Origin of the sequence: Streptomyces sp. BoleA5, assembly GCF_000373665.1 — a bacterium.
GTDB lineage: Bacteria > Actinomycetota > Actinomycetes > Streptomycetales > Streptomycetaceae > Actinacidiphila.
Genome location: NZ_KB892124.1, coordinates 306274 through 326670 on the forward strand (window position 1 = coordinate 306274; position 20397 = coordinate 326670).

A 20397-nucleotide genomic window follows, 5' to 3' on the forward strand; every position below is an offset into this window, starting at 1 on the left:
CGCAGCGGCCGGTCAGCCGATCCAGGAGGCATCGAGCACCGAGCGCGCCGTGGCGCCGTCGATCCGCTCGCCGAGCCGCCTCAGTACCTCTTCCCCCTCGCTGAACGTGCCGGCGGTGCGGGAACGCCGCGCCCCTGCCTCCAGCCGGTGCCACAGCAGCGGATTCGCCTCCAGGACGCGGGGATCGAGTTCCAGCCACCGGCCGTGCGCGTCGCACAGGAGCAGAAGCCGCGACACCCCGGGGGACTGGCGGACCAGGGTCAGCGCGTCCGTCCGCACCCGCCGCTCCCGCAGCGGGCCGCGCACCGCCGGCCACCCGTCGCCCGCGGTCACCCGGTCCGGGTGGAGCAGCACGAGCACGATCACGGCCAGGAGCAGCCACAGTGCCGCGCGCCGCGGGGTGAGCGTCCCCGCGACCGCGTCGAGCGGCACCGCCAGGCACAGGAAGGCGAGCGCGCACCCCAGCGCGCGTCGCAGGTCGGCACGCCAGTGGCGGTCGCCGATCGTGCCCCGCAGTTCGGGCCGGGGAGCCCTTCGCCGTTCCATGGGCCGACCGTAGACAGGACCGGACCCTTCCGGCGCGGCCCTGACGGCCCCTTGACGAGGGCCGGTCCGGTCTTGGCACGCCCCTGACGTGCGGGGGTCAGCCGACGTGGACGCGGGGCCTGCGGCTCCGGTCGGGCTCCGCCTCGCGCAGCACCTCGCGCGTGACCGGGGCGACCTCGCCCTGCCCGAAGAGGAAGAAGCGCCAGAAGTTGGCGAACGGGGTGCCCTCGGTCCACTCGAAGTAGATGTGCGGACGCTGTCCGGTGGTGTCGCGGACGTGCAGCAGGAACGCCGCCAGCGCGTTCGGGATGGAGGAGCTCTCCAGGGTCAGGACGCGGTAGCGGTCGTGGAGGACCTCGCCCCGGACCACCAGGCCCGCCTCGAACTCGGACGGGTCGGCCACGGTCACCTCGACGAAGACGAAGTCCTCCTCCGCCGGCAGGTCGTTGTCGGACCGGATCTGCTTGATCTTGTCGCGGTACTCGGCGGCGTCCCGCCGGTCGGGCTCGTTGGCGATGAAGCGGATCGTGCGGTGGGAGATGTCCCGTACGAAGCGCTCGGCCATGTCGTCCGTGCTGATGCCGGTGATGCGCAGTTCGAAGGCGCGGGCGAGCCGCGACAGCAGCGAGATCAGCATGATGCCGACGATGAAGCAGGCGCCGATCTTCACGCCGTCCGGACGCTCGAAGACGTTGACGACCGTGGTGTAGAGGAAGACGGCCGAGATCACCCCGAAGCCGATCGTCCAGTTGCGCTGCCCCGCCTTGCGGGCGGCGATGGTCACCGCGATCGCCGCGGAGGAGATGAGCACCAGGACACCGGTCGCATACGCGCCGCCCTGGGCGTCGACGTCGGCGTCGAAGATCCACGTGACCAGGAACGCGACAAGGGTGAAGACCAGCACCATCGGCCGCACCGCGCGCGCCCAGTGCGGCGCCATTCCGTAGCGCGGCAGATAACGGGGCATGAGGTTGAGGAGCCCGGCCATCGCCGAGGCACCGGCGAACCACAGGATGCAGATCGTCGACACGTCGTACACGGTGCCGAAGACGTTGCCCAGGTACTCGTGCGCGAGGTAGGCCAGCGCGCGGCCGTTGGCCTTGCCGCCGGCCTCGAACTCGTCGGCGGGGATCAGCAGCGTGGTGATGAAGCTGGTCGCGATCAGGAAGCAGCTCATGATCACGGCGGCCGTGGTCAGCAGCTTCTTCGTGTCACGGATGCGCCCGGCGGGACGTTCCTCGGTGTCGGACGCGTCGCCCTTGACGTGCGGCATCACCGCCACACCCGTCTCGAACCCGGACAGGCCCAGCGCGAGTTTCGGGAAGACCAGCAGCGCCACCCCGACCATCACCAGGACGTTTCCGTGCTCCGTGGTGAGGGCGTTCGACCAGTCGGTGACGACGTGTCCGGCCGTGGCGACGTGCCACAGTCCGGCGACCACGACGACCACGTTGAGCGCGAGGTAGGTGCCCACCAGGGCGACCGCCACACCGATCGCCTCGAGGAAGCCCTTCATGAACACCGCGCCGAGCAGCGCGACCAGCACCAGCGTGATGAGCATCTGCTTGCCGTGCAGCGCGCTCGCCAGGTGCGGGTTCTCCACCAGGTGGGTCGAGGCGTCGGCCGCCGAGAGCGTGATCGTGATGAGGAAGTCCGTCGCCGCGAAGCCCAGCAGCGTCAGCACGAAGAGCTTGCCCTTCCAGAACGACAGCAGCCGCTCCAGCATGGCGATCGAGCCCTCGCCGCGGGGGCTCTCCTGGGCCACCCGGCGGTAGACGGGCAGGGCGCCGGCCAGCGTGACGACGACCAGCACGACGGTGGCCACCGGCGACAGCAGGCCCGCCGCGAGCGCCGCGATGCCGGGCTGGTAGCCGAGCGTGGAGAAGTAGTCGACGCCCGTCAGGCACATCACCCGCCACCAGCGCTGGCCGTGGTCACGCCGTTCCGGGGCCGCCTGTCCGCCCTGCTGGTGCCGGGCCATGTCGGACAGGCCCTCGAGCATCCACGCGCGCAGGCGACCCGTAGGGACGGGGGAGGTCATGGAGGCTCCTGACGTACTGCGACTGATTCCCGCCACCACGAGATGGCCTGGTCAGCGTACGCATCGGCCGGCTCCCGAACCCCCGTAGGGGAGCCTCACGACGTTAAGATTCCGTCAAGAGTGGCCGTGGTGTCCCTGACGCGTCCCTTACGCCCCGCTCCGCACGCCCGCTCCGGTCAGAACCTGGGCACGAGCACGTCATGGTGCGGCCCGCCCAGGACGACCTTGAGCGCGCCGGTGTCCGCCGCCGCCGCGAACACGTCGTAGGCCTCCGCCATCTCGTGCAGTTCGAAGGTGTGCGTGACGAAGGGGCCGGTGGGCAGTTTCCGGGCCTCCAGCAGGCGCAGCAGGGTGGGCGTGGAGTAGGTGTCGACCAGGCCCGTGGTGATGGTGACGTTGCGGTTCCAGAGCTTCTCCAGGTGGAGCGTGACGGGCCTGCCGTGCACCCCCGCGTTCGCCACCCGGCCGCCGGGCCGGACCATCCGCGTGCACATCTCGAAGGTCTCCGGCAGCCCCACGGCCTCGATCACCACGTCCGCGCCGAGCCCTCCGGTGAGGTCGTCCACCAGTTGCTCCGGCTGCTCGCCCGCCGGGACCACGGCGTCAGCGCCCAGGTTCTTCGCGGCCTGCAGACGGGCCGCCGCCACGTCGACGGCGATCACGGTGTGCGGGGAGCAGAGCTGGGCGGTCGCGACGGCGGCCAGGCCGATCGGGCCGCAGCCGACCACGGCGACCGTGTCCCCGGGCCGGACCCGGCCGTTGAGGACGCCCACCTCGTAGGCCGTGGGGAAGACGTCGGAGAGCAGGACCGCGTCGTGCCCGCTCACGTTGTGCGGCAGCGCGTGCAGCGAGGTGTCGGCGTAGGGCACGCGCACGTACTCCGCCTGCGTGCCGTCGACGAGATGACCGAGCACCCAGCCGCCGCCGTCCAGGCACTGCCCATAGGCCTGCTCACGGCAGAACCGGCAGCGTCCGCACCCGGAGACGCAGCTGACGAGCACCCGGTCGCCGGGCCGGACGGTGTCGACGTCCGCGCCGGTCTCGACGACCTCGCCCACGGCCTCATGGCCGAGCACCGTGCCGGGAGCGACGTCCGGCACGTCGCCTTTGAGGATGTGCAGGTCGGTGCCGCAGATCGCGACGGTGTCGACGCGGACGATGGCGTCGCTCGTGTCCTGGAGGACGGGATCGGCCACCTCCTGCCAGGCGGCGCGTCCCGGACCCTGGAAGACCCATGCCTTCATGGCGTTCCGCTCCTTCGGGCTGAGCTGTGTCCCCCCTCCCAGCGTGGGCGCGGCCGGCGGCCCTCGCATCCGGCGCCGGGACCGTGCCGGACGGCGTTCATGGCGGCTTCCTGGACCCGGGACGTGCCCCCTGGTTCCAGTCTCGGCCGGTGCGGCGGCGCGCGCACGGTCCGGCCGGGCCCGCCTCACTGCGCGAGCGTGAGCGGCACCGTGTCCAGGACGACGCGGTGGCCGTCCTCGGCGGACAGCACGTAGGCGGTCAGGGTGCCCGGTCCCGGTACGCCGGCCGCGCGGTAGGGCACGGTCACGTCGAAGGTGCCCCGGGTGCCGCTGCCGGAGGAGGCCGCCACCCGTACGTCGGCGACCGTGCGGCCGGAGCCGTCGGAGACCCGCAGCCGGAACTCCGCCTCGAAGGTGTTCGCCGTGCCGTGCACGCGCAGCGGGGCGGTGACGGTCTCGCCCAGGAGCGGCGACTCCACGAGGACGCCGGGGGAGAGGTCCTCGAAGTCGCCGCGGCCGAGCGGGCGGCCGCCGGCGGCCGGGCCGAGGCCGGCCGCCGGCCCGCCGTCCACGCGGAAGCGCACCCTCTCGACGCCGGGGAACCGGGTCGCGGTGAACACCACTTGGGCCAGCCGGGCGTCCGCGGAAGCGCCGGGGGCGTCGTCGTAGCGGCCCGAGAGGTCCACGGTGGCGACGCGGTCGCGTACCGCCAGGGACCGCAGCGCCGTTCCCGAGGGGATCGCCGTCACCCGGTCCTGGCCGCGCTCGACGCCGCTCGGCCCCGCGAGCAGGGCCCGCAGGGCCGCCGCGGCGGTCGCCGGGCCGGTGACCGTGCGCGGCGCGGCAGAAAGCCTGCCCTCGTGGAGGAAGTAGACGGCCGCCCGGACCGGGCGGGGCGCCGCCGTGGCGGACGCGGACGCGGACGCGGGCGCGGACACGGGCGGGGGCGCGGAGGCGGGGCTGGTGGGGTCCGGCGATGTGCGGCTCGGGGTGCCGACGGGTGTGCCGGTCCGGGACGGGGCCCCGGAGGGCTCCCGGCCGGTGCCGCCGCAGGCGGACAGCAGGGCGAGGGACAGCAGCGCGGCGGCGAGCGCCCGCGCGGGGCGTGAGGCGGCGAGCCGGGCACCGTCCATGTGCGTCCTCCCCTCCGGCATGTGCACACAGTGCCCGCTCCGGCCCCGGCGCGCCATCACCCGGGAGGGTCACCCGCATCGGGTCGACCCGGGTGCGTGGTGCCTCGCTCAGGAAGGCATCGACGCCCTAACGCGGGCGCGGCCGGATCCGGCCGCGGCGGCGCGGCTGCCCGGTGGCGGAAGAGCAGGTGCCGGTCCGGCACGGTTCCGCCCCGGCTGCGGCTCCGGCCGCCCTCGTCACCGAGCCGCGGCGGCCCCTGGTCCGGCAGGAGGCCGAGCCGCCCGCGGCGCCCGGAACAAGGCCGCCCACAGGAAGTCCTCGCCGAAGCGGGCGGAGTCCGCCGGTTCGTCGCGCATGCGGCGCAGCTCGACCTCTGTCAGGCCGGAGAAGATCCGGCGCAGCGACTCCGGGGTGTAGGCCAGGCCGCCGTGCAGCCGGGACTCGCGGTAGAAGTCGGCGTCGTCCAGCTCGGACCCCATGGCGCCGGCGGCGAAGCAGGTCAGCGCCAGATGCCCGCCGGGTGCAAGGACCCGGTCCAGCAGCGAGAGGTAGCTGATGCGCCGGTGCGGCGGCAGATGGTGGAAGCAGCCCGAGTCGTGGACCAGGTCGTACGGGCCGCGCAGCACCGTCCCGGCCAGCGTGAAAGCGTCACCGCGGTGGAAGCGCACCGCCGCCCCGGCCTCGCGGGCCCGCTCCTCGGCCCAGGCGATGGCGGCGGAGGAGAGGTCGACGGCGTCCACGGTGAACCCCCGTGCGGCCAGGTACCGCGCGTTGCGCCCCGGACCGCACCCGACGTCGAGGACCCTGCCGCCCGGGGCGATCAGGCCCCGGTCGAGCCACTCCACGAGGTTCTCGTCCGGCTTGTCCACGAAGAACGGCACGGGCCGGGCCCGGTCCGCGTAGAACGCGTCCCACCAGTCGGCCGCCCCGTCCGTCCAGCGGTCGGCGCCCGCGGCGAACAGGTCGTCCAGGAGCCTCAGCACATCGTCGACGTCTCGGATTCCACGGTCCATCAGATCCCCTTTCCCGATGTGGAGACGCTAGGCCGTGCGAGCCCGAAAGCCCAGCTCAGCGGCAGTGCGCGAACCCCGCGTACGCCCGCCTCCCCCACACCGGACCCGCCCTACGGCCGCCGTGTCCGCCCCCCGCCCGCGGGCACGCCCCCGCCCCCTCCGAGGCCCTCCGCGGTGCCTTTCCCGGGCACGCCCGGCGATGTTTTCCAGCGGATTTCCGGCGGATCCCCGACAGCGTCACCGCGTCGGCAACGGCGGCGTCAACGGCGCAGGGTCGCCGCGTGGTCCGGGACGTAGGTCTGCAGGTCGCGGGGCGGGCGCTGGTAGCCGGTCGACTCGGGGCGGGGCGGGAGCTCGATGACGGGGAGCGGCACCTCCTCGTACGGGATGCCGGCCAGGAGGTGGGCGATCATGTTGATGCGGGCGGCGCGTTTGTCGTCGCTCCCGACGACGTGCCAGGGGGCCTCGGGGATGTCGGTGTGCACGAACATCTCGTCCTTGGCTCGCGAGTACGCCTCCCAGCGCGTGATGGACTCCAGGTCCATCCCCGACAGCTTCCAGCGGCGCGTCGGGTCCTTTAGACGGGCCCGGAAACGCTGTTCCTGCACGGCGTCGCTGACGGAGAACCAGTACTTGCGCAGGATGATGCCGTCCTCGATCAGCAGCCGTTCGAAGATCGGGCACTGGTGCAGGAAGCGCACGTGCTCCTCGGGGGTGCAGAAGCCCATCACGTGCTCGACGCCCGCGCGGTTGTACCAGCTCCGGTCGAAGAGGACGATCTCCCCGGCGGCCGGCAGATGGTCGACGTAGCGCTGGAAGTACCACTGGGTGCGCTCGCGTTCGGTCGGCGCGGGGAGCGCGGCGATGCGTGCGATGCGGGGGTTGAGGTGCTCCGTCACCCGCTTGATCGTGCTGCCCTTGCCGGCGGCGTCGCGCCCCTCGAAGACCACGACGAGCCGGTGTCCGCCGGCCCGCACCCATTCCTGCAGCTTGACCAATTCGACCTGCAGCCGCAGCAGTTCCCGCTCGTACACAACGCGCGGCAGGCGGTCCTGCCCCTTCTTGTCACCCATGCCCCGGCGCCCTCGCTTCCGTAGGACGCCCACGGTACGGCTCCCGGGGCGGCCTCCGGGGGAGGCTCAGCCGACCGGGCCGGTACCGCCCGGAGCGCCGGCGGAGTGACCGGGGGCGGTCGCCGGGAAGGGCAGCCAGGGGCCGTGGGCGTGCCCGCGGCCGTGGAGGTGCGGTATCCCCGCGAAGGGCGGCGGCAGCTCGGTGTCCGCGCGGTGCGGGGCGGTGGGCGGCGCGGTTCGCGGGGCGGACGCCGCCGGGGGCTCGGCCGCCTCGGCAGCCGGGGGTGCGGGGGTGTACGGGGCGCTGGTCGTGGGTGCCGGAGTCGGGGCCGGGGTGGTCGCCGGCGGAGTCGGGTCCGGTGTGTGTGTCGGCGTCGGCGTCGGGGTGGGCGTCGCCGGCGGGGTGGTGGAGTGGGTCGGCTTCGGGGTCGGCGTGCTCGCGGGGGGCTTCGGCTGGGCCGGCTTGGTGGTCGTGGGCCCGGCCGTGGTCTTCGCGGGCTTCGGCTTCTCGGGCTTCGCCTTCGGCTTGGCCTTCGCCGGGGCGGGGCGTTCGGATGGCGTCGTGCCGGTGTCCTTCTTCTCCTCGGCCTCCGGGGCTGTGTCGCGGTGACCGCTGTCGGCCTCGGCCAGCCCGCGTTCCGGCTGCCCGGACGCGCTCGGCACGATCGAGGTGACGTGGACCTTGGAGGAGCCGGACGGGCGGTCCGCCCCGGAGCCCTCCGAGCCGGACTGCTGGAGTGCCCATGCGGTGCCGCCGAAGGCCGCGGCGGAGGCGACAGCCGCGGCGGACAGCTTGAGCCGCAGGGAACGCCCGCGGCGGTGCTTGGCCTGGTTGCGCATGTGAGACGAGGACCCTTTCGGCTAGCCCCCGCCCGGAATGCCGGCTGCCGCGCTGCGCGGCCGGGGCCGGATACGTCAGGACTCTGCGCGAGCATTCCCGCCGGCGCAAGGGCCTGACCTGCGCAGTCGTCGGAAACGGAGTGCCATGTTCCGGAAAGTCGCAGGTCAAAGCCATGAGGAACCGCGCAAATCGGTGCATGTGACATCGCCCACGTCCCTGACGGGGCGGAAGTCCTGTAATGGTGGATAGGGATTTTATGGTCAGGTTCCGGACGATACGGACGGATGCCTCCGTGTTCCGGGCAGGGGTCGTCGACGTGAAGATCCACCGGCTTGCATACTCGGGTGCGCCGTACGGCGATCGAAGCCACCACATCACACGCGGAGGCATGGACGTGGAGTACACGAAACTCGGCAGGACCGGTCTGGACGTCTCGCGGATCTGCCTGGGCTGCATGAGCTACGGCACACCCGACCGCGGCGGCCATCCGTGGACGCTGGAGGAGGACGCCGCCCGCCCGCTCATACGCGCCGCGGTCGAGGCCGGCGTCACGTTCTTCGACACCGCCAACGTCTACTCCGACGGCACCAGCGAGGAGATCGTCGGCCGTGCCCTCGCCGAGTACGCCCCGCGTGAGGAGATCGTGCTGGCCACCAAGGTGCACGGCCGCATGCGCCCGGGCCCGAACGGGGCGGGTCTGTCGCGGAAGGCCGTCCTCACCGAGATCGACGCGAGCCTGCGCCGCCTCGGGACGGACTACGTGGACCTCTACATCGTCCACCGCTGGGACCCGCACACCCCGGTCGAGGAGACGATGGAGGCCCTGCACGACGTGGTGAGGTCGGGCAAGGCGCGGTACATCGGGGCGTCCTCCATGTACGCCTGGCAGTTCTCCAAGGCCCAGTACACGGCGGAGCGCCACGGCTGGACGAAGTTCGTCAGCATGCAGAACCACTACAACCTCCTCCACCGCGAGGAGGAGCGCGAGATGCTGCCGCTCTGCGCCGACCAGGGCGTCGGCGTGACCCCGTGGAGCCCGCTCGCCCGGGGGCGGCTGACCCGTGACTGGGACGCGGGCAGTGCCCGGCAGGACACCGACGCGTTCGGCGGCACCCTCTACCTCGAGGAGGACCGGGTGATCGTCGAGGCCGTGGCGTCCATCGCGGCACGGCGCGGGCTGTCGCGGGCGCAGATCGCCCTGGCGTGGCTGCTGGGGAAGCCCGGGGTGACGGCGCCCGTCGTCGGCGTCGGCAAGGAGGCGCATCTGCGCGATGCCGTCGCCGCGCTGGACGTGCGCCTCACCGAGGAGGAGCTGAAGGAGCTGGAGAGCCCGTACCGGCCGCACGCCGTCGTCGGCTTCTCCTGAGCCGCCACCGGGCCGGGGCCGGAACCCCGGTCCCGGACGGGGCGGTCGTCACGGCGTGATGTTCTGGTTGAGGTGGAACAGGTTCCCGGGGTCGTACGTCCGCTTGACCTCGACCAGGCGGTCGTAGTTGCCCTTGTAGTTGGCCCGGATCCGTCCCTGGTCGTCGCCGGCCATGAAGTTCACGTACCCGCCCTCCTCCGAGAGCGGTGCCAGGTCGCGGTAGTAGTCGCGCACCCAGGCGGTGTTGGCCTCGTTGGCCGCGGGATCCGGCCACATGCCGGCGATCACGGTGGCGAAGGACGCGTCGCGGTAGGCGAAGGCGGTCGCCTCCGCGGCGACGCGGTGGCAGGCGCCGTCGATCGGGTAGATGTGCACGGTCGAGTTCAGGGCGGGCAGGCCGGGCGCATGCGCGAGGTGCGCGGCGATGGCCTCGTCGGTCAGCTCGGTGACGAAGTTGGCCTTCCAGTAGTGATGGAGGCCGGGAGGCACGAGCCCGTCGAAGGCGGTGTTGAGCGCCGGGTACGGCATCGGGCCGACGTGCTCGGCGACGACCGGCGCCATGTCGCGGAAGGGCCGCAGTGCCCGCTCGCCCTCCTCGAGCGGTCCGGCCCAGCAGGTCACGGCGGCGATGTGGACCCTGCCGTGCCGCTCCGGCGGGATGAAGGGCAGGGGCGGGGCGATCTGGAACGCGGGGAAGGCGCCCAGCTGTTCGGGGGCGTCGGCGATGATCTCGCGGTAGGCGTGCAGCACGCTGCGGGCGTCCTCGAGGTCGTAGAAGATCGGGCCGCCGTAGATGTCCCCGACCGGGCTGAGCCGGAACCGGAACGAGGTCACCACGCCGAAGTTGCCCCCACCGCCGCGCAGCGCCCAGAAGAGGTCGTCGTACTCCTTCTCGCTGGCGACGAGGAAACGTCCGTCCGCGGTGACGACGTCCGCCGAGACCAGGTTGTCGCAGCTGAGCCCGAGCCCCCGGGACAGGTAGCCGATGCCGCCGCCGAGGGTGAGGCCGCCGACGCCGGTGGTGGAGATGATGCCGCCGGTGGTGGCCAGCCCGAAGGCGTACGTCGCCGCGTTGACGTCGGCCCAGGTGGCGCCGCCCTCGGCGCGGGCGGTGCGTGATCCGGGGTCGACGCGTACGGAGCGCATCAGCGACAGGTCCGCCACCACCCCGTCGTCGCAGGTACCGAAGCCCGGTACGGAGTGCCCGCCGCCGCGCACCGCGAGGTCGAGACCGTTCTCCCGGGCGAAGTCCACCGCCGCGATGACGTCGCCGGCGTTGGCGCAGCGCACGATGACGGCGGGACGCCGGTCGATCATCGCGTTGTAGACCCTCCGGGCCTCGTCGTAGCCGCCGTCGTCCGCGGTGATCACCGCCCCGTGCACGCGCTCCCGCAAGTGGTCGATTGAGGGCTTGCCCATGGCCGACACTCCTCGTGCGCTTCGTACGCGGGCACCGCCCGGGGACACGGCCCGCCTGGGGCCGGCGGTGCGGCTCGACGTGGCGTGCACCTCGCCCGCGGGCCCGCCCGTCCGCCGGCGCCGGCCTGATTCCACGCTACGCCGAAGGGGCGGAGCCTCAACCCGGGGCCGTGCCGGGGCCATGCGGGGGATGTTGGTCTAGACCTTGACAGGTATAGGCCAATCCGGTTCATTGCTCAGTGCGAAGCGCAGCAACTCCCCCCACGCAAGGAGCAGTTACGGTGATGCGACGTATCCTCGCCGCCCTGACGACACTCACGGCCGCCGCCGGCCTGGCGGTGGCCCTCCCCGCCGGTACGGCCTCCGCCGCGACCTGCGCCACGCCCTGGAGCGCCGGCGCGGTCTACACCGGCGGCATGACCGCCTCCTACAGCGGCCACAACTGGCAGGCCAAGTGGTGGACGCAGGGCGAGACCCCCGGCACCACCGGCGAATGGGGTGTCTGGGCCGACCAGGGCACCTGCGGCGGCGGCACGACCGACCCGGGCGACCCCGGCAACCCGTCGGGATTCGTGGTCAGCGAGGCCCAGTTCAACCAGATGTTCCCGAGCCGGAACTCCTTCTACGGCTACAGCGGCCTGGTCGCGGCCCTCTCCGCGTACCCCGGCTTCGCCAGGACCGGCAGCGACACGGTGAAGAAGCAGGAGGCCGCCGCCTTCCTCGCCAACATCGCCCACGAGACCGGCGGACTGGTCCACATCGTCGAGCAGAACACCGCCAACTACCCCCATTACTGCGACTGGGGCCAGCCCTACGGCTGCCCCGCCGGCCAGGCCGCCTACTACGGCCGCGGACCGATCCAGCTCAGCTGGAACTTCAACTACAAGGCCGCCGGCGACGCCCTCGGCATCGACCTCCTCCACAACCCCTGGCTCGTCGAGCAGGACGCCGCCGTGGCGTGGAAGACCGGTCTCTGGTACTGGAACACCCAGAGCGGCCCCGGCACCATGACCCCGCACAACGCCATGGTGAACCAGGCCGGCTTCGGTCAGACCATCCGCTCCATCAACGGCTCCCTGGAATGCGACGGCCGCAACCCGGCGCAGGTGCAGAGCCGCGTCGACAACTACCAGCGCTTCACCCAGATCCTGGGCGTCGCCCCGGGTGGCAACCTGACCTGCTGAACGACTCCACCTGTGCGCAGCGGAACGTGCGCCGTTGAACGGTGCATGACGCCGCCTCCCCCCGAGCGGTGGCCCGGGGGGAGGCCGCGACCGCGTGTGCGGAAACCCTTGTGGCGCGCCCCGTTCGCCGCGACGCTGCTGTTCAGAGCGGTTGCCCGGGCGACGGGCGACCCGCCCCGCCCCGCGGGCGATCCTCAGATTTCCCTCTGATCCCCGGTCGGCGGCAACCCGTCGTTCACGGAATGGTCGCCATGGGACGGCTTGCTGGGAGCGAAGTTATCTAGACAACTTTGCCCACCCGTACGCCGCCGCGGCGGCGCCCGGGGCGGAGAGGACCCAACACCGTGCCATCCCTCTCACAGGTCGCCGCATCCGGGAGCAGCGTCGCGCTCGACTCCACGACGCCTCCGCAACGCGGTGACAAACTCACCTTCACCTGGTCGACGGACGCTCCGGACCCCAAGAACTGGATCGGCGTCTACGACGGCGACCGGCAGCCCGCCGGCGGCAGCGGCTCGCTGGTGTGGACGTACGTCACCGGCAGCTCGGGGCGGACGACCCTCGACACCTCCGGCCTGAGCGGGGGGCCGTACACCGTGTACCTGCTGGCCAAGGACGGCTACGGCATCCTCGCCAGGAGCGAGCCGTTCACCTTCGCCGGCCCGCCCACCGGTGACTCCGTGGAACTGCTGACCCCCCACCCGTTCGAGGGCGACAAGGTCTCCTTCCACTGGACGACCGACGCACCCCACGCCAAGAACTGGATCGGCGTCTACGACGGCGACCGGGTCCCCGGCAACGGCGCCTCCCTCGCCTGGGAGTACACCCCCGCCGCCTCCGGCGACATCACCATCGACACCTCCGGCCTCAGCGGCGGCCCGTACACCGCCTACCTGCTGGCCAAGGACGGCTACGGCATCCTGGCCCGCACCGCGCCCTTCAGCTTCGTGCCGCGCCCCGTCATCCCGCGCCCGCACGCGGTCGTGGACGCCCTCACCACCGCCGCGCAGACGGCGGGCACCGCCTTCTCCGTCGAACTCGGCGGGCTGTGGATCCGCCCCGAGGGCAACGCCGAGGGAAGCGCCACCTTCAAGCGGGCGGGCGGCGACCCCTGGCTGACCGTCGCCGCCGACGGCACCGTCAGCGGCAAGGCCCCGTCCCTCGCGCCGCGCACGCCCGGACGGCTGGTCGTCGCCGTCACCGACAGCGCCGTGGGCACCGACACCGTCACCGTGCAGGTGCCGGTCCGCGCGAGCAGGGACCGGCTGACCCTCAAGGTCGCCACGCTGAACCTGTGGGAGGCGGGCAGCCACATCGACGGCGCGCTGGAGAAGCAGCTGCGGCTGGTGCTGACCCAGGGCCTCGACGCCGTCGCGCTCCAGGAGTGCGGTGACGACGCCGCCCAGCGGCTCGCCGCCGCGCTCGGCTGGCACGTGCACCAGGCCGGCGGCCTCGGCATCGTGAGCCGTTACCCGCTCACCGGCACCGTCGTCCCCACCGCCTCGCTGCCCGCCGCCGCCGCGACGCTGCGGCTGCCCGGCGACCGCACCGTGCGGCTGTGGACGGCGCAGCTGGACGAAGCCGGATACGGGCCGTACGCCGTGCTCGCGGGCCGGACCGCCGCGCAGGTCGAGGCCGCGGAGAAGGGCAGCGCGCGATACCGGCAGACGCAGGCCCTGGTGGCCGCGATGCGCCAGGACATCGCCTCGCGCGGTCCTGTCGTGCTCGCCGCCGGCCTGGCCTCGCCGTCGCACCGCGACTGGACGAACCGCACGTCGTCCGCACACGGGGGGACCGGCCGGCTCCGCTGGCCCGTCACCGAGGCCCTCGAGGACGCCGGCCTCACCGACGCCTTCCGCGCCGAGCACTCCAGCCCCGTGAAGAACCCCGGCACCACCTGGTCGCCCGTCAGGCCGCAGCACGAGGGCGGCGGCGCGGAACCGCAGGACCGCATCGACCAGGTCCAGTACGCGGGCCCCCTCAAGGTCGTCGAGGCGCACACCCTGGTCACCGGCCGGCCCCGGCCCGTCCCGGACACCGCCGGCAACGGCTGGCCCTCCGACCACGCCGCCGCCGTCGTCACCTTCTCCCTGTCCGCCCGCGGCTGACCCCGAACGACCTAAGGACACATTCACCCATGACCGAGTTCAGCCGCCGCGCCTTCATCGGGACCGCTGCGGGAGCCGCCGCAGCCGTCGGGCTCTCCGGAACGGCCGAGGCCGCCGGGCACGGCCCGCGGCAGGGCAGCATCGAGGACGTCAAGCACGTCGTGATCCTGATGCAGGAGAACCGCAGCTTCGACCACTACTTCGGCACCCTCGGCGGCGTACGGGGCTTCGGCGACCGCCAGGCGGCCGTCCTGTCCAACGGCGACCCCGTGTTCCGCCAGCCCGCCCGCGGACGCGAGGAGGGCCACCTCCTGCCGTTCCGCATGGACACCACCAAGTACAACGCCCAGAACGCCGGCGGCCTGCCCCACGACTGGGACAGCGGCCACACCGCCGTCAACAACGGCGCCATGGACAAGTGGGTGTCCGCCAAGGGCGAGCGCACCATGGGCTACTTCACCCGCGAGGACATCCCCTACCAGTACGCGCTCGCCGACGCCTTCACCCTCTGCGACGGCTACTTCTGCTCGCTGAACGGCCCCACCGACCCCAACCGCCTCTACCTGTGGACCGGCACCGCCGGCCCCGGCGTCGACGGCACCACGGGCCCGTGGACCGACAACACCCCGGTCACCGGCAACCCGGTGGCCGACTGGACGACGTACGCGGAGCGGCTGGAAGAGGCCGGCGTCAGCTGGCGCGTCTACCACAACCCGGACGGCTCGGACGACCGCTACGGCGACTACGACGACAACGCGCTGTCGTACTTCAAGCAGTTCCACGCGTTCCCCAAGGACGACCCGCGCTACATCAACGCCATGACGAAGTTCGACCCCACGGCGTTCGACAAGCACTGCAAGGACGGCACCCTGCCCACCGTCTCGTGGCTGGTGGCGCCGTACCTGTTCAGTGAGCACCCGTCGGCCGGCCCCGACTACGGCGCCCACTGGGTCGACACCGCGCTCCAGTCGCTGTTCTCCAACCCCGAGGTCTGGAAGCACACCGTCTTCCTGGTCATGTACGACGAGAACGACGGCTACTTCGACCACGTCATCCCGCCGTTCCCCGAGCCGGGCACCAAGGACGAGTTCGCGAACGGCAAGGCCATCGGACTGGGCAGCCGGGTGCCGCTGTGGGTCGTGTCGCCGTGGTCGCGCGGCGGCTGGGTCAACTCCCAGGTCTTCGACCACACGTCGGTGCTGCGCTTCCTGGAGCGCGTCACCGGGGTGAAGGAGCCCAACATCTCCGACTGGCGGCGCACCGTGTGCGGCGACCTCACCAGCTGCTTCGACTTCAGCAAGCCCGACTACAGCATCCCCCGGCTGCCGGACACCGTCGCGCTGATGGCCAAGGCCGACGCCAACAACTCGCTGCCCGCGGTGAAGGTGCCGGACCGGTCGGCCATGCCCGAGCAGGAGGAGGGGCGGCGGCCGCACCGACCGCTGCCGTACCGGCCGTGGGCCGACGTGGCCGTCGACCGCGACACGGGCAAGGTCACCTGCCGGCTGATCAACGACGGCACCGTCGGCTACCACTTCACGGTTTTGCCGAACACCGCGCTGCCCTTCACCGGCACGCCGTTCACGGTTCCGCCGCGCTCGTCGCGCACCTATGTGTGGGAAGCGGCGGCCACCGACGGCCGCTACGACTTCTCCGTTCACGGCGCCGACGGGTTCGTCCGCCGCTTCTCCGGGACGATCGTTCCCGAGGGGCAGGACGACGTCGCCGTGCCCGGCGTCACCGCGACCCTGCGGCACGACGGCCGGCCGGAGAACGCGAACGTCGAGTTCTACCTGCGCAACGACGGCGGCACCGAGGTCGCCTTCACGCTCACGCCGAACGACTTCGCGGGCAAGGAGCAGACCGTGTGGGTCCGGCCGGGCGACCGCACCCGGGTGACCTGGCGCACGGACGGCGGCCGCTACGACGTGACCGTCACCGCGGGCACCGGCACCCGCTTCGCCCAGCGGTACGCGGGAACCGTCCACGCCGTGTGACGCGCGCCGGAGGGGACGGGGAGCGGGCGGTCGCCCCTGCCCCCGTCCCCTCCGGGTAGGGTCGGGGGAACCGGCCGCGCGCGCGGCCCGCACGGCACGAGCAGCGCAGGAGACCATGGTGCGGCAGGAGCAGGGCACCCCGGACAGCGAGCTGCGCTACCGGAAGGTCGCGGCAGAACTGCGCGAGGCGATCATCGCGGGCGAGTACGCCGCCGGCACGAAACTGCCCCCCGAGGGCACCCTGGCCGAGCGCTACGGCGTATCGCGCGGCACGGTCCGGCACGCGCTGGCCGTGCTCCGCACGGACGGCCTGGTCACCTCGCGCCGCGGCACCCGGCGCACGGTGCTCGGCGGCCCCCGTGCGCAGAGCTTCTCGGAACTGCTGAGCTTCACCAACTGGGCCCGCTCCATCGGGGAGACCCCGGGCGGCCGGGTGGACAGCGTGGTGCGGCGGCCCGCCGAGCCCTTCGAAGCCGGCCGGCTCGGCCTGGAGGACGGCGCCGACGTCCACCTGGTGCTGCGGGTGCGGACGCTGTCCGGGGAGCCGGTGATGGTCGAACGGTCCCTCTACCCGGCCCGGATCGGCGAGCTGGTGACGGAACTGCCGCCCGACACGGTCTCGCACACCGAGGCCCTCGTCGCCCACGGCGTGCTGTTCACCGACGCCGACCACACCATCGACCTCGCCTGGGCCGACGCTGACGACGTCCGCCTCCTGGACTGCCCGCCCGGGCAGGTCCTGCTGCGCGAGCGGCGCCGCACCACCGATCCGGCGGGCGCGCCGGTGGAGTGGTCCGAGGACCGCTACCTCCCCGGCACCATCGCCTTCACGGTGCACAACTCCGTCGCGGCCTCCACCCTCGGCCGCCGCCACAGCCCGCGCAACGGCAGGGACTGAGTGCCCCGGAGCCTGGACCTCGGCCGCGCACCCACTGGCACACCGCGGACCGGCGGCCCCCGGACCGCACCCTCCCGTCCGCGGCCCGCATCTTCGCGCCCCAAGGGCGCGAGACGGCGGGACAGCCCACCCGTCCACCCACCCATCCACGCACCCTCCGACCGGCGTTCCCCCCAACCGTCCTAGCCGCGCATCAGCGCGTACAGCAGCGGGAGGAAGTGCTCGAACGACGGTGTGGCGGCGGCGGGGTCCTTCGCCTGCTCGTCCCAGCGGCGGACGGCGACCGCGTCGGCCGCGCCCGGCAGCCCGGCGAACTCCGCCGCCTGGCGGGGCGTCATCACACCGCCCTGGACCTCCAGGGTGTACTTGGACGCCTCCGACAGCCGGTCGTAGTAGCCCGGTTCCACCGCGCAGAGATAGCGCTTGGCGGCAACGTGCAGCCGCACCGGCTCGGTGACCTCGGGGCCGAACCAGCGGCCCAGCAGGTCGGCGCCGGTGTGGCTGTGCCGGTTGTCGTGGCCGGCCATCAGGTCCCGTCCGGTGACGACCTCGCCCTCCACGTGCCCGATGTCGTGCAGCAGAGCGGCCGCCACCAGGTGCGGCGGGGCACCGGCGGCCTCGGCCCGGGCTCCCGCCTGCAGCATGTGCTGGGCCATGGTGACGGGCTCGCCCAGGTACTCCGCGGACACCGCGCCCGCGAACAGCTCGGCGAGCGGCTCCAGGGTGTCCGCGCGGCGCAGCACGGCCAGGGTGCTCGCCAGCGCGTCCAGGTCCGCGTAGCAGCCCTGCAGGTGGCGCGCCCCGTCCTGGGCGAAGGCGGTGCGGGCGTGCAGCAGACGGGTGTTGTCGAAGACCAGGCAGTCGCCGGGCGTGAGCCGCAGGTCCAGCTGCAGTTCGGGGCGGAGCAGCAGCTCGGCGAAGGTGCGGTAGGCCGCGTAGAAGTCCTCCAGCTCGTCCGCGGCGAGCCGCAGGGTGCCGATCGAGCGGTTGTTGAGCCGCACCTCCCGTACGCGGCCCAGCGGGTCCGTGTCGATCAGCGGGCGGTCGGCGCGCAGTTCCGTCCCCGCGTCACGGAAGACGAACGGCACGGGCGTGCGGGTGAGCACGTCGAACGCCTCCGGGTCCTCACGGCGCAGCAGCGCGGCCGCCGCGAAGCCGTCGACGAGGCCGGAGTCCCCGCCGGCCGCGTCGTTGACCAGGCAGTGCAGCAACTGGAGCGTCGGAACGGGGTCCCGGTACGGGTTGTCGGTGTGCGGCGTGATGGCGGCCGAGGTGAAGGCCAGATTGTTCGGGTCCGGCTCGACGCGAACGTCGAAGAGCTTCCCGTAGTTGGTCTCGCGGACGTAGCCGAAGGTCTCCGCCACGTCGAGCACCTGGCCCTCGCGCCCGGGCACGCCGCGCAACAGCATGAAGCCGAGCCGCAGCACGGACTCGAGCATCCGGGCCCGCACACCGGCCTCGGCGAGGTACTCCTCCCAGCCCGCCTCGGGCAGCCGTCCGGCGACCTCGCGCGCGGTCCACAGTTCCTTCCCGGCCTCGCTGCGCAGGTCGCCGTGCCCGTTCCGCCCGGGCCGGACGGCCTGCAGCCACGCCAGCGGATACGAGGAGCGGTGTCCGTCGGGTTCCCAGACCACCTCCACGGCGGACGTCGCGTCCCCGGCCGTGTCGGCCGCGGAGCCCACCCGCAGCCCGGCGGGCAGGGCGCCGATCTGGAACAGCTTCTGCCCGGACCGCGGGTCGCGGCACTCGGCGCAGGGGCAGTTGTCACGAAGCCACATCGCCGGCAGATCACCGACGGGGAAGCTGGGCAGGGCGGACATGGTCGCTCCTCGGGGCAAAGTTGTATAGCCAACTTTGCCGACCGTCACAGGCGGACACGACCGGGAGGTGACCCGGGCGTGTCGCGGCGGCGAACACCCCGGCACGCGCGGAGGGGGGACACCAGGCGGTGTTGCTTGTAGCATGGCAGGGCGGTTACCGACCGGTAGGTACGTGAGGCAGCGGGACCGCCCAGGGACTCTCAACGACGGAGGCAGCCATGCCCACGCTCGATCGCCAGGACGACGTCTTCGTCCTCGACCTCGGGGACAGCGAGAACCGCTTCCACCCCGACTGGCTCGCGTCCGTCGACGCCCTGCTGGACGAGGTGGAGAAGGCGGAGGGGCCGCGGGCCCTGGTCACCGCGGCCACCGGCAAGTTCTGGTCCAACGGGCTCGACCTGGAGTGGCTGTTCGCCCACGCGGACCGGGCCGGCGCGTACGTCACCGGCGTGCAGGCCCTGCTCGCCCGTTTCCTGACCCTGCCGGCGGCCACCGTCGCCGCCCTGCAGGGCCACACCTTCGCCGCGGGCGCGATGCTCTCGCTGGCCCACGACTTCCGCGTGATGCGGGCCGACCGGGGCTACTGGTGCCTGCCCGAGGCGGACATCAACATCCCCTTCACCCCTGGCATGTCGGCCCTCATCCAGGCCCGACTGCACCCGCAGACGGCCCACGAGGCCATGACCACCGCGCGCCGCTACGGCGGCCTCGACGCGCTGGCCGAGCGCATCGTGGACCGCACGGCGGGCGAGGGCGAGGTCCGCGAGGCCGCCGTCGCCCTCGCCCGTCCCCTGGCCGGGAAGGCGGGTCCCACCCTCGGCACGATCAAGACCCGCCTGTACGGACCCGCCCTGGAGGCCCTTCGCCAAGAGGGCGTGCCCCTCGGCTGACCCGAACGCCAGGGGCGCCGGGGTGGGTCAGCGGGGGTCGTTGAGCCAGTCGCCGGGGAGGTCGTCGCGCACCCGGTCGAGCGCCTCCTCGGTGCGGGCCCGCGCCCACAGCCAGGTGCGGTCCTCCTCGCGGAGTATCACGTCGGTCCCGGCGTACCAGCGCGCGCCCGGGTCCTCGCCGGGCGGGTACGCGGGCAACGGCAGCGGGGTGAACCGGCCGCCCAGGGACTCGGACTCGGCCTCGTCGAGGTCGTCGCGGAAGTCGCCGAGCTCGAACGGCGCGTGCAGCGACTCCGACAGGACGATCTCGACGCACGTCCAGGAGAAGCGGTCCAGCCACGCCGACCACCTCTCGGCCTCCTTGTCCGCGAGGTCCGGTTTCATGACGACCGGCGGATCGGCCTTGTGCAGGTCGGTGAGGAGGATGCCCCACGACGCGGCGCCCTGGTTCTCGTACCGGAAGACGAGCGCCTCCTCGCGCGAGTCCACATGCAGCTCGGCCGGCGCGAGCAGCCTGTCGTGATTGCTCGTCAGGTCCGGCCGCCGGCCGAAGAGCCGGTAGGCGTCACGCAGCACGGCGGGGAGGGTGAGGCCCAGGCGCTCTTCGGCTGCGGCCAGTTCGGGCTCGCCGCAGCCGTCGCCGTCCTGCAGGGGGGTGAGCCAGTGTCCGGCGAAGCCCCGCACGAACCGCAGCGCCCCGGCCGGGTCCGTCATCCCCGCGGCCAGCTCCCGCCGCACGTCGAAGTCGTCCTTCATGCCGCGCACGCTATCGCGCCGCCGCACGGCGCCCACCACCTCGGCCGCCGCCGGCCCGCGGACGCGG

16 protein-coding genes are annotated in these 20397 nt (G+C 72.9%); 6 read left to right on the forward strand and 10 right to left on the reverse strand.

Annotated features, from left to right (window positions below; genetic code table 11):
• Nucleotides 1–12: 12 nt before the first annotated feature.
• The 7 genes from B085_RS0131255 to B085_RS50210 all read right to left on the reverse strand — a co-directional run bounded on the left by B085_RS0131255 (nt 13) and on the right by B085_RS50210 (nt 7891).
• Nucleotides 13–546, reverse strand: a complete 534-nt coding sequence (locus B085_RS0131255) for a hypothetical protein (protein WP_018562550.1) — start codon at nt 544–546, stop codon at nt 13–15.
• A gap of 97 nt (nt 547–643) precedes the next feature.
• A complete protein-coding gene (locus B085_RS0131260; RefSeq protein ID WP_018562551.1) occupies nt 644–2587 on the reverse strand; it encodes an APC family permease in 1944 nt (647 codons plus the stop codon).
• Nucleotides 2588–2763: 176 nt separating this feature from the next.
• Nucleotides 2764–3831: a zinc-dependent alcohol dehydrogenase family protein gene (locus B085_RS0131265; RefSeq protein WP_018562552.1), complete on the reverse strand. Its 1068-nt coding sequence runs from the start codon at nt 3829–3831 to the stop codon at nt 2764–2766.
• Between the two features lie 185 nt (nt 3832–4016).
• Entirely contained in the window at nt 4017–4964 is a 948-nt protein-coding gene (locus tag B085_RS0131270; protein WP_018562553.1) for a Gmad2 immunoglobulin-like domain-containing protein, read from the reverse strand.
• A 237-nt stretch (nt 4965–5201) separates the two neighbouring features.
• Nucleotides 5202–5978: a class I SAM-dependent methyltransferase gene (locus B085_RS0131275; protein ID WP_018562554.1), complete on the reverse strand. Its 777-nt coding sequence runs from the start codon at nt 5976–5978 to the stop codon at nt 5202–5204.
• 260 nt (nt 5979–6238) lie between these two features.
• A complete protein-coding gene (ppk2, locus tag B085_RS0131280; protein ID WP_018562555.1) occupies nt 6239–7051 on the reverse strand; it encodes a polyphosphate kinase 2 in 813 nt (270 codons plus the stop codon).
• Between the two features lie 66 nt (nt 7052–7117).
• Entirely contained in the window at nt 7118–7891 is a 774-nt protein-coding gene (locus B085_RS50210; RefSeq protein ID WP_037732775.1) for a hypothetical protein, read from the reverse strand.
• 395 nt (nt 7892–8286) lie between these two features.
• On the opposite strand from B085_RS50210, the gene B085_RS0131290 reads away from it, so the two are divergent.
• Entirely contained in the window at nt 8287–9258 is a 972-nt protein-coding gene (locus B085_RS0131290) for an aldo/keto reductase (RefSeq protein WP_026251636.1), read from the forward strand.
• A gap of 48 nt (nt 9259–9306) precedes the next feature.
• Here B085_RS0131290 and B085_RS0131295 read toward each other — a convergent pair whose 3' ends face one another.
• On the reverse strand, nt 9307–10677 hold the full coding sequence (locus B085_RS0131295) for an FAD-binding oxidoreductase (RefSeq protein ID WP_018562557.1): 1371 nt from the start codon (nt 10675–10677) through the stop codon (nt 9307–9309).
• Between the two features lie 284 nt (nt 10678–10961).
• Here B085_RS0131295 and B085_RS0131300 point away from each other — a divergent pair, with 284 nt between their 5' ends.
• From B085_RS0131300 to B085_RS0131315, 4 genes are all read left to right on the forward strand, one after another.
• Nucleotides 10962–11861 carry a glycoside hydrolase family 19 protein gene (locus B085_RS0131300; RefSeq protein ID WP_018562558.1) on the forward strand — a complete coding sequence of 300 codons (900 nt, stop codon included), beginning with the start codon at nt 10962–10964 and terminating at the stop codon, nt 11859–11861.
• A gap of 344 nt (nt 11862–12205) precedes the next feature.
• Nucleotides 12206–13969: an endonuclease/exonuclease/phosphatase family protein gene (locus B085_RS49680; protein ID WP_018562559.1), complete on the forward strand. Its 1764-nt coding sequence runs from the start codon at nt 12206–12208 to the stop codon at nt 13967–13969.
• 29 nt (nt 13970–13998) lie between these two features.
• Nucleotides 13999–15966 carry a phosphocholine-specific phospholipase C gene (locus B085_RS0131310; protein ID WP_018562560.1) on the forward strand — a complete coding sequence of 656 codons (1968 nt, stop codon included), beginning with the start codon at nt 13999–14001 and terminating at the stop codon, nt 15964–15966.
• A 115-nt stretch (nt 15967–16081) separates the two neighbouring features.
• Entirely contained in the window at nt 16082–16864 is a 783-nt protein-coding gene (locus tag B085_RS0131315; protein ID WP_018562561.1) for a GntR family transcriptional regulator, read from the forward strand.
• A gap of 182 nt (nt 16865–17046) precedes the next feature.
• Here B085_RS0131315 and tmpA read toward each other — a convergent pair whose 3' ends face one another.
• Nucleotides 17047–18684: a TauD/TfdA family dioxygenase gene (gene tmpA, locus B085_RS0131320; RefSeq protein ID WP_018562562.1), complete on the reverse strand. Its 1638-nt coding sequence runs from the start codon at nt 18682–18684 to the stop codon at nt 17047–17049.
• A gap of 218 nt (nt 18685–18902) precedes the next feature.
• On the opposite strand from tmpA, the gene B085_RS0131325 reads away from it, so the two are divergent.
• On the forward strand, nt 18903–19574 hold the full coding sequence (locus B085_RS0131325; protein ID WP_018562563.1) for an enoyl-CoA hydratase-related protein: 672 nt from the start codon (nt 18903–18905) through the stop codon (nt 19572–19574).
• A gap of 27 nt (nt 19575–19601) precedes the next feature.
• Here B085_RS0131325 and B085_RS0131330 read toward each other — a convergent pair whose 3' ends face one another.
• Complete coding sequence (locus B085_RS0131330; protein ID WP_037732858.1) at nt 19602–20330, reverse strand: hypothetical protein; 729 nt, start codon at nt 20328–20330, stop codon at nt 19602–19604.
• Nucleotides 20331–20397: the final 67 nt, after the last annotated feature.

Coding starts and splice junctions, on each gene's coding strand:
- B085_RS0131310 (WP_018562560.1), top strand. CDS start 13,999: ATGACCGAGTTCAGCCGCCGCGCCTTCATCGGGACCGCTGCGGGAGCC.
- B085_RS0131260 (WP_018562551.1), bottom strand. CDS start 2,587: ATGACCTCCCCCGTCCCTACGGGTCGCCTGCGCGCGTGGATGCTCGAG.
- B085_RS0131330 (WP_037732858.1), bottom strand. CDS start 20,330: ATGAAGGACGACTTCGACGTGCGGCGGGAGCTGGCCGCGGGGATGACG.
- B085_RS50210 (WP_037732775.1), bottom strand. CDS start 7,891: ATGCGCAACCAGGCCAAGCACCGCCGCGGGCGTTCCCTGCGGCTCAAG.
- B085_RS0131270 (WP_018562553.1), bottom strand. CDS start 4,964: ATGGACGGTGCCCGGCTCGCCGCCTCACGCCCCGCGCGGGCGCTCGCC.
- B085_RS0131275 (WP_018562554.1), bottom strand. CDS start 5,978: ATGGACCGTGGAATCCGAGACGTCGACGATGTGCTGAGGCTCCTGGAC.
- ppk2 (WP_018562555.1), bottom strand. CDS start 7,051: ATGGGTGACAAGAAGGGGCAGGACCGCCTGCCGCGCGTTGTGTACGAG.
- B085_RS0131255 (WP_018562550.1), bottom strand. CDS start 546: ATGGAACGGCGAAGGGCTCCCCGGCCCGAACTGCGGGGCACGATCGGC.
- tmpA (WP_018562562.1), bottom strand. CDS start 18,684: ATGTCCGCCCTGCCCAGCTTCCCCGTCGGTGATCTGCCGGCGATGTGG.
- B085_RS0131295 (WP_018562557.1), bottom strand. CDS start 10,677: ATGGGCAAGCCCTCAATCGACCACTTGCGGGAGCGCGTGCACGGGGCG.
- B085_RS0131265 (WP_018562552.1), bottom strand. CDS start 3,831: ATGAAGGCATGGGTCTTCCAGGGTCCGGGACGCGCCGCCTGGCAGGAG.
- B085_RS0131325 (WP_018562563.1), top strand. CDS start 18,903: ATGCCCACGCTCGATCGCCAGGACGACGTCTTCGTCCTCGACCTCGGG.
- B085_RS0131315 (WP_018562561.1), top strand. CDS start 16,082: ATGGTGCGGCAGGAGCAGGGCACCCCGGACAGCGAGCTGCGCTACCGG.
- B085_RS0131300 (WP_018562558.1), top strand. CDS start 10,962: ATGCGACGTATCCTCGCCGCCCTGACGACACTCACGGCCGCCGCCGGC.